Source organism: Marivirga sp., from assembly GCF_024636815.1.
Lineage (GTDB): Bacteria > Bacteroidota > Bacteroidia > Cytophagales > Cyclobacteriaceae > Marivirga.
The window spans coordinates 1-7,080 of the sequence record NZ_JAGXGF010000175.1 but is presented as its reverse complement, the minus strand read 5'-3'; the positions used below and the strand labels follow the sequence as shown (position 1 = coordinate 7,080).

6 protein-coding genes and 1 pseudogene are annotated in these 7,080 nt (G+C 33.8%); 4 read left to right on the top strand and 3 right to left on the bottom strand.

Going from position 1 to position 7,080, the window contains the following annotated elements; genetic code table 11:
* The 4 genes from Q0L29_RS12910 to Q0L29_RS12895 form a co-directional block, all read left to right on the top strand.
* Positions 1-351 (top strand): DUF6326 family protein (locus tag Q0L29_RS12910; RefSeq protein ID WP_296622282.1); only part of this gene is annotated, 351 nt, incomplete at its 5' end.
* A 363-nt stretch (positions 352-714) separates the two neighbouring features.
* A complete protein-coding gene (locus Q0L29_RS12905; RefSeq protein WP_296622280.1) occupies positions 715-1,776 on the top strand; it encodes a sensor histidine kinase in 1,062 nt (353 codons plus the stop codon).
* Entirely contained in the window at positions 1,773-2,492 is a 720-nt protein-coding gene (locus tag Q0L29_RS12900; protein ID WP_296622279.1) for a LytTR family DNA-binding domain-containing protein, read from the top strand. Before Q0L29_RS12905 ends, Q0L29_RS12900 begins: the two co-directional genes overlap by 4 nt.
* A 103-nt stretch (positions 2,493-2,595) precedes the next feature.
* Complete coding sequence (locus Q0L29_RS12895) at positions 2,596-4,851, top strand: CocE/NonD family hydrolase (RefSeq protein ID WP_296622277.1); 2,256 nt, start codon at positions 2,596-2,598, stop codon at positions 4,849-4,851.
* Positions 4,852-5,292: 441 nt separating this feature from the next.
* Here the strand turns inward: Q0L29_RS12895 and Q0L29_RS12890 are convergent.
* The 3 genes and pseudogenes from Q0L29_RS12890 to Q0L29_RS12880 form a co-directional block, all read right to left on the bottom strand.
* Positions 5,293-5,625, bottom strand: a pseudogene (locus tag Q0L29_RS12890) (transposase); the annotation flags it as partial.
* Between the two features lie 336 nt (positions 5,626-5,961).
* Positions 5,962-6,447, bottom strand: coding sequence for a GNAT family N-acetyltransferase (locus Q0L29_RS12885; protein WP_296622275.1), 486 nt, complete (start codon positions 6,445-6,447; stop codon positions 5,962-5,964).
* Between the two features lie 198 nt (positions 6,448-6,645).
* Positions 6,646-7,080, bottom strand: a 435-nt coding sequence (locus tag Q0L29_RS12880) for a hypothetical protein (protein ID WP_296622273.1), incomplete at its 5' end; no start/stop codon positions are given.

The following is a 7,080-nucleotide window of genomic DNA, read 5'->3' as shown; positions in this document are numbered from 1 at the left end:
TTTATGTTTCTCTATATCTATGTTGATTATTTCGCTTTATATATGCCGGGTAAGATAGAAGATATTCTGAGAGGTAGGGTGTTTGTATTTGATATTACGCAAGGATTTCTTTTAGCAGCACTCGCCTCAGTGACAATTCCGGCACTGATGATTTTCCTTTCTGTTGCCCTGTCGGCTAAAGTAAATCGCTGGGTAAATATCATTATTGCCGCGGTGTATATTCCCTATACATTGTTTAATTTGGTGGGAGAGGCCTGGATGCATATGGTGTTTGGCGCTGTTGTAGAAGTCGTTCTTCTTCTTTGTCTAATTATCAGTTATGCATGGAAGTGGCCCCGTATTGAAACATGAAAAACCTAACAAAATGTCTTTAACAAATCATAAAGACAGATAGAACACCAGCCACCAATAGCGTGTATGTTGCAATAGCGGGTGCAGTGGTAAATCCAAAGTCTGTGCTTCTAAGAAACTTTATTCTAAACGAACAGGTAAGTGATTCTAATCCGCTACTGCACTTACACGTAAACGTTAGGCTTCATTTTTAAGCAAAATAACCCATTTGATAAATATGATACATTATTTCTATTATATAAGTAATCAACTCATATACTTTTTTATTGCATTAACTCCAGAATTTTCGCGCTCATGTACTTTCCCTTTCAATATTTGCTTAAATAGGCTTTCTTTGAGACGTTAATGAAAGTTTTAACTAGGATGACAAATAACAAACACATTTCCCTTTATTGGAAATGTCAGTTTCTAGGATGGGGAATTTTATCTGCCTATTGGGCTTATAGAGTAATTACGTTCTTAGATTACGGTTTTGGATTTAACTTACTCAATTATGTGTTTGATATCACAATTGGAATAGGGCTTACACATCTCTATAGATATTTTGCGTTACGATTAAGATGGCATACTCTTAAACTTTCCCTATTATTTAGAAGAATTATACCCGCTATTCTAATTCTGTCAGGTGCTTTTATGTTGCTGAATAATCTTAAGTGGCACTATTTCCAGGTTTTAATACTTGATAAGGACTGGGAGCTGCTACAATCCTTGTTGACCTGGGAACCAATTTTAATTACCGGATTGCGTACTATGTCTATTTGGGTTCTTGCTTATCATTTATATTATTACTATCAGAGAGAAATATTTACTGCAACAAAGAACGCTGAGTTTTCACTCATCGCTAAACAAGCTCAATTAGAGAACTTGTCAAATCAGTTGAATCCTCATTTTTTATTCAATTCATTGAATTCCATTAAATCTCTGGTAATTGAAAAGCCTGAAATGGCAAGGAGGGCTATAGACTTATTATCTGACATCTTACGTACGTCTCTTTATGAAAAGGAGGAATCTCTCATTACCTTTAAAGAGGAGCTAAATTTTGTTCAGGATTATGTGGCACTTGAGAAAATAAGGTTTGAAGAGCGTCTTAACTTATCAATTTCAATGGATAAAGCTTTAGAGCATACCCTGATATTACCATTAAGTATACAGCTCTTAGTAGAGAATGCTATTAAACATGGAATTGATAAGCGAATTGATGGAGGAAATATATTGCTTTCTATCATAAAGATAGGTGAGCAGATTCAAGTAATCGTCCAAAGTCCTGGCAAACTTACACACACTTATGACAATAAAGGTCTCGGCATAAAAAACTTATCTAAAAGATTATTTATTCAATACAATGGTGAGGCATCAATTTCATTAGATAATGAGAGAGAAGATACGGTCACTGTCACTTTATTAATACCATTTCAAACATCATGAATTCCTATAAGACTATAATCATTGACGACGAGCGTCTGGCAAGAGAGGAATTAAAAAGATCACTCTCTAAATACCCGGAATTTGTCATACTTGGTGAAGCTTCTAACGTAAATGATGCCATAATTTTGATTGAGAAGAACGCTCCTGATCTGATTTTTTTAGACATTCATATGCCAGAAAAATCGGGTTTCGATTTATTGCATGAATTGGCTGTAGTTCCTGTAGTAGTTTTTACCACGGCTTATGATCAATATGCCGTAAAAGCTTTTGAAATCAATGCGCTTGATTACCTAGTAAAACCTATCAGAGATGAACGTTTCACCCTAACCATTGAGAGAGTGAAGTCAGAGCTTGCTAAAAAAGAACCTAAGAATGAACCATTACCTATTTACTATAAAATTTTTATAAAGGATGGGGATAAATGTTTTTTTGTTCCATTAAATGATATTAGGCTTATTCAGTCTATGGATAATTATGCTCGATTGTATTTTGGGAAAGATCAGACAATGATCAAAAAATCCTTAAATCTAATTGAAAAGAAATTAAATCCAAATGTCTTTTTTAGGATTAATCGTAGCCAAATAGTCAATACAGAATATATAGAAACTATATACCCATATTTCAAAAACAAGCTTAATATCAAACTAATAACTGGTGAAACCCTCGAGGTTTCCAGCAGACAATCTGCCAAATTTAGAAACTGGAATAGTCTATAATTTTTTTTATGCTAGTCAGTAAAAGATCAAATACAGTCAATAATTTATCTAAAGTAACCTACGTAAAAACAAAACTTAATTATCATCAAGCAAAACAATAAACATGAATAGATTTTTAACAATACTCTTTTTAATATGTATTAACCTACCCACCAGAGGCCAGGAACTGAAAGTTCAAAAAGTAGGATTATCAGACAAAGTGGCTTTGGAAATTGAAATGCAAAATTTGGCGAAAAACTATTTGCAGAAAAGCCAAATCGAAGACCATAACATCGAGCCGAACAACCTTTACATGTTCGAAATTCTGGCCGGTAATTATGAAGCTTCACTGATGACCCTTTCATCTCTCCGTGCAAATGTCGGAAATGAAAATAAACACAAGCCTTATATTCAATATGAGATTTTTTCTAAAGCCAAGATCAAGCAATTGAAATCAGACATTGATTTTAAAGCCGCATACCAAACTTCTTTTAAAGATTATTTAATAAGCTGTAACGATGAAAAAGCATATTCAGCTAATCTTATTTTCACAACTTACGATGCTTTGAGTCAATACACTGAAAATTTTGAAACCAACTACAGTAAAATTTCTGAGTCTACTATCAACCTGGATCAGGCTAAAGGTCTTTTAAAATCATATTTTCTATACTATGTTTATAGTCTAACCGAGCCCATTGCTATCGAAGAAATAAATTTAGATAAGCAGAGGAGATATATAATAGAAGAACAGCTTGTTGTCTCTCCATTGGACGGGGCAGAAATATCAGTTATTACGGCTCGCAAGAGAGATGCAGAACCATTACCGGCTGTATTGGTATTTACCATTTTTGCAGATGCGTCAAATTACAAACTTGCTATCTTGGCTGCATCAAAAGGGTATGCAGGCGTTGTGGCCAACTCTAGAGGCAAAAGACTCAGTAAAAATGCTATTGAACCATATATACATGAGCATAAGGACGTCTATAATATTATTGACTGGATAAGCCAACAACCTTGGAGCAATTCCAAAGTAGGGATGTATGGTGGGAGTTATAATGGTTTTTCTCAATGGGCATCCATGAAAGAAAAAGTACATCCTGCTTTAAAAACGATTATCCCTTCTGTTTCTTTTGCTCCTGGAATAGATGCTCCTATGGAAAACAATATTTTTTATAATTTCCCCTATAGAGGGATTCCTTATGTAACCAATAACAAGTTTTTGGATAATGCTGCAAATTTTGATAGTGATAGATGGAATGATCTTGAGAATACCTGGTTCGTTTCTGGCAAACCCTACAATAAAATGGATAGCATTGAAGGGACACCAAGACCTTTATTTCAGGAATGGATTAGTCATCCATCTTATGATTCCTATTGGCAAGCTATGATTCCTTATAAGAATGAATTTTCTCATATCAACATCCCCATACTTAGTACAACAGGTTATTATGATGATGGGCAACGGGGGGCTATGTATTATTATCTGGAGCATTTAAAATACAATCCTGAAGCAGAACATTATTTACTCATAGGGCCCTATGACCATTGGGGCGCACAATTTGCGTCCAGTTCAAATTTACGGGGTTATCAAATTGATGATGTTGCACAAATAAATATTAGAGATGAACTTGTATTTGATTGGTTTGATTACATTTTAAAAGGCAAGGAAAAACCCTCCATACTGAAGAATAAGGTAAATTTTCAAGTTATGGGTACTAATCAATGGATGCATAAGTCATCACTTTCAGCAATGAGTAATGAGTTGTGCACTTTCTATTTGGGCAATGATAAATCAAACGGTCTTTATAGCTTGATTAGCGAAAAACCCAAAGAAGAATATTTAAAATTTGAGGTGAATTTTGCTGACAGAAAGAATATGAACAATTCTGACTATTACCCCTGGCCCATAATTAAGGATAGTATTGATCTTACTGATGGCCTTATATTCGTGAGTGAGCCTTTCAAAAAAGAAAGTATCATCAACGGATCTTTTTCAGGTAATTTAAAAATTACAGCCAATAAAAAAGATTTTGACTTCTCGATTATCTTGTATGAACTAAATCCAGAAGGCAAGTATTTTCACCTGAGCTATTATATAGGTAGGGCTAGTTATGCCAAAAGTAGATCGCATAGAGAACTATTAAAGCCAAATAAGGAAACCACTATTATTTTTGACAACACCAGAATTGTCAGTAAAAAAATATCAAAAGGAAGTAGGATCATTGTTGTTATTAGAGGGAATAAAAATTCATATGGACAAATTAACTATGGCACTGGGAAAGATATAAGCAAAGAGTCAATAATTGATGCAACCATACCCTTGGAATTGAAAGTAAATACGCAAAGTAAGATTATATTACCTATGTGGATTGATAACTAACGAAAGCCTAATTTGTAATGATTTCACAAGTTAAAAGCCCTTAATCGCCTGCTTTGCATATACTGAACGTTCTAAACAATTCACAGCCATAATTGTTAGCACGTTCCGGGGAAAATGGATTTAGTCAACTGCAACAAGAATGAAGTCCCTGGGCTTTACCTTTTTTAAAGATTAAATAATTGAATAATTTTATTTATAGGGGATTTTCCCCCTTTCTTTATTCATGATAAGTTAAGGCTGGGATATTTGAATAAATTTATAACCAATTTATAACCAATTTAAATCATATAAATTATGGAACGACCAATGAATCTACTCAGGGAGGTGGAATGTCATAAGCATTTTGAGAATTAAAATTGAAAATTTTTAATCAGCCTATAGTTCTATTTTTAATAACCAATTTAGACTTCAACTTTAATAAAATTAAGTCATGAAATGTTACCCCCTAAAATCATTGATGGTATTGTGATCGGGTTTGCTCTGGCCGCTGAGCCATAAAAAGTGAATGTTCTCCTGAAGGGCCTGTTCTATTTTACGCGAAGAATACATATTGCGCAGGTAGGCATAGATGGTGACCTTGATCAACATCCGGGGATGGTAACTGGAAGTACCTCCTCCTTTGTAACTTCTCTCTAAGGCAGAAATATCAATTTGATCAATAATCGTATTTACAATTCTAACGGGATGATTGGCAGGAACCAAATCATCATAACTCGGGGGTAAAAGACTTAACTGTGACTGGTCATAGGTCTTAAAAACTGCTTTGGCTTTCATTCCATGAAATTAATAAAACCCAAAATATTATCCATCAAAAAAGCTGCCTTTTCAGACAGTCTCTTCAATTTTTCACAGAAGTTCATTCTATTAATCTACTAACCAAACTCTGCTGTAAAAAACCATTTAAATATAATAAAGAACAGATCTAAATGCATTTCTCATTGCTTATCAACAAGTGCTTCAGATCTACATACTTTTAGAATAATTATCCCAAAAGATGCTATCATTTATAATATATTATTTTCATTATTTTTAAAATTTAAAGATGAATAAAAAGCTAATTTTTTATCATATGAAAATTCCTAAAATTATAAAACAGATATTTCCTATACTTCAAAGTTCTGGAGTATGGACTTTCTTTTTTTTAAGAAAATGTAATTTCATTCCTTCATGGGACGCTTTAAATCCGAGGTCGGCATAAAATTTAATCGCTTCCGGCCTTTTTTTATCAGTTGTTAACTGCAGTAAATGAGCTCCTCGTTCTTTAGCTCTTGCTATGGCCCATTCGAACATTTTTTTTCCTAATCCAATTCCCCTTTGGTCCTTTCTAATTCGAACTGCTTCAATTTGAGCTCTTACCCCGCCTCGATATGTTAGATATTGAATAAATGATATTTGTAGTGTTCCAATTATTTCAGAGGCTTCATTTTCAACAACTATTAATTCCTGATTATGGTCAGAATTTATTTTTTTAAAAGCATTTAGATATTCAATAGGTATCGGTAATTGAAAATTTTCTCTTGTTTTTCCAAGTTCATCATCTGCAATCATCTCTATTATTTTAGTAACATCTCTTATTGTCGCTTTTCTAAATTTCATTCCTCTTTATGTTTGTTTTTCAATTACATTACATTTTTATCCAGGGCGTACTCAATCTATTATCACCATCATAGAACAGGATCAGTTGATTTCCGTCTAGGTCTTTTAATCTTGCCCCTCTTTATAAATACCGTTGGTCAGTAGGCACCTGATTACTGGAGGTTAAAATTAGGACAAGATTCCTTAAATAAAATAAGTCTAACCCTGTATTCTAACTTCGTATACACCGCCTTTATCCAGTGCCAAAAACAATCGTTCTTTATTACCTTCTGTTTTTAACAACATATCCAGAACACCTCCAAACTGTTCCTCCTCGAAAACATCCTCTTTCCAAGTCGAACCCTTATCTGTACTGTAATACAAAACAAGAGATTGTGGTTCATCTCCTTTAAACCATCCCGCAGAAAAAATTCTATTGTTATCCAATTCACTCACGTTTATCCCAAAAAAGAACTTTGAACTAGGATGTTCATCGATTAAAGTATTCCAGGATTGCCCATTGTTCATAGTTTTTAGCAAAGCCCCTTCAAACCCAACATATATGGATTGTGGGGTTTGGTTATCAAAAGCGATCTTTTTTACGGTTGTTGGATTCGGTACCAAATCTAACCAAATATTTTTTTGGATGCCATT